Annotated in this window: 4 protein-coding genes; all 4 read right to left on the bottom strand. The window is 29.3% G+C overall.

From position 1 onward, the window contains the following. Positions 1-270: HNH endonuclease (locus KTHG_RS20915; RefSeq protein WP_139996410.1), on the bottom strand; the 270-nt coding region annotated here is incomplete at its 3' end. A gap of 2 nt (positions 271-272) precedes the next feature. Beyond that, a complete protein-coding gene (locus KTHG_RS20920) occupies positions 273-530 on the bottom strand; it encodes a hypothetical protein (RefSeq protein ID WP_139996412.1) in 258 nt (85 codons plus the stop codon). Positions 531-1,120: 590 nt separating this feature from the next. After that, complete coding sequence (locus tag KTHG_RS20925) at positions 1,121-1,756, bottom strand: hypothetical protein (RefSeq protein ID WP_139996414.1); 636 nt, start codon at positions 1,754-1,756, stop codon at positions 1,121-1,123. Between the two features lie 66 nt (positions 1,757-1,822). Continuing rightward, on the bottom strand, positions 1,823-2,072 hold a 250-nt coding region (locus tag KTHG_RS20930), incomplete at its 5' end, for a tyrosine-type recombinase/integrase (protein WP_145988289.1).

The raw sequence follows: 2,072 nt of genomic DNA on the forward strand, positions 1-2,072 counted from the left end.
TTGAGTAAAACCAAAACGACCATGCCTTTTATTGTGACAGCTGCGACAAAGTGTGCGTAAATTTGTATCAACCAGTGCAAGCTCTGGATAATCATCTAATTCTTGAATATGGTCGATTTCTAAAATGGCATCATTTCGTGTAGTAACACGACCTTCTGCTTTGCACATGACACATTCGTAATTATCACGTTCCAAGATTTCAAGTCGTTTATCTTTCCATGAGCGTGATAAATAGAAAGGATTTACCTTCTTGCCTTTCACATATGGCATTGTTATTCACTGCCTTCTGCTTTGATTAATGGTTCATCATCACACATCAAATCATTGTATAAGTAATCAACTAATGACTGGAATGATGTTTCTAACTCTTCATTGTTTGTATTTGAAGTAGCGCTATTGCTTGATAGTAAGAACTTTAAGCATTGCTCTTGAGTTAAGTATTTTAACTTCGTTTCATCATCAGCTAAGTTAGTTATTGTCGAAACGATTATCGTTAGCATTTGATGCTTCTGCAACTTCGATAGTTCCATACCTTCCACACCCTTTATACATTTATCTATAATTCTATTTTTCTATTTGTACATTAATGTCTAAATGTCTAAATGTATCAATTGATATTTATTACAAATGATACTTCTTTCAAATGTAATAAGTATCATTAATCTTAATAATCCCAATCCATTGCAACATCTCTCCAATAGCACAGCTGCCACTAACGCCTGGCATCGCGAGATTATAGATCACCCCTTTTTAAATTCATTAAGACATACAAAAGAAAACGGACTGTTAGGGGTTAGTTTTGAATTTCTTTGTATGCCTTAATCAACTTAAATGTTTAACCCTCTCACTATTAGTGGGCAACTGTCCAAGATTTCCACCTTTTTTTGTCCTTATTTAACATATCTAATAAACTGTTAAATTAACTTTTTCACGCTACAAATATTGATATAACAGCATTCCTTAACTTTTTATAAAACTTTTTTTCTCTCAATTTACAAATTACATTTTTATGTTAAATAGATAAGTATAATAATCCCTACAAACCTTGATATAACAGTATTTATAAAGTTTTTTATTTTTCTCAATCAAAAAAGACCTACATAAAAGCAGGCCTTTTTGTCTAAATATTATTATCTGTTATATTTAAAAAATAATTTAATTCATGTACAACTATCTTTAATTTTCTTTTTAAACATGCCAAGTAGAGAAGTACAATAGAACTAAGACTTAGTATTACAAAAATTAAATAAAAAAAGGCTAATTCACTATCAGAGCTAAGTGTATATACTGCTATCAAAAATAAAAACCACATGATTATAATATTTCGTCTATATTTTACTGGTATAGTTTTTTTAGAATATAAAACATAAATAAACACTGTTATACTTACAATAAAAACAAATATAAATAAAACTAGTATAGCGTTAATACTCAGGTAATTAATAAATTTCGCAGAAAATTCTTCTGACATATTCGAAGGTTTTTTCCCATAAAAGTAGAAAAAATATATATACAAAAAAATAGGGATAACTGCTATTAATAAGTTGTTAAAAAACCGATTATAGCTTATCTTAAACTCCCTCAGCTCAGAAAATATATAGTTAATATTTTTTGATGGCATAGTAGACAATCGTTCTTTATACAAATTCCTTCTATCTTTTTCAAAAACCCTCCCAATATACAGTTGCTCAACAAGCTTTATCTTAGTGACGATTTTTCTACTATATAAATCTTCTATAACAACGTCTTCAGACACCAAAAAACTCCTTTCATTTTGAATTTAATATTAAAGTAAAGCTCTTAAATAAAAATACATATAATGTCAATTATACATTTTTGATATTTTCTCGTCCATATCATCTTGTGTAATCCCAATGTACATAAGAGTTGTAGCTTGACTAGAGTGATTAAAGAGTCGCTGTAATGTAGCCACATCACCAAATTGTTTATAGAAATGATAACCGAATGTTTTTCGCATTGTATGTGTTCCAATATTATCTCTAAGTCCTATCGCATCTGCAGCCTCATTAAATATTTGATACGCTCTCACCCTTGTTATGGGTTGTTTTTTT

The organism is Kurthia sp. Dielmo (assembly GCF_000307285.2).
Lineage (GTDB): Bacteria > Bacillota > Bacilli > Bacillales_A > Planococcaceae > Kurthia > Kurthia populi.

What these genes read in the sequence shown, in the direction of transcription:
- KTHG_RS20920 (WP_139996412.1), bottom strand. Translation starts at nt 530, where the DNA reads ATGGAACTATCGAAGTTGCAGAAGCATCAAATGCTAACGATAATCGTT.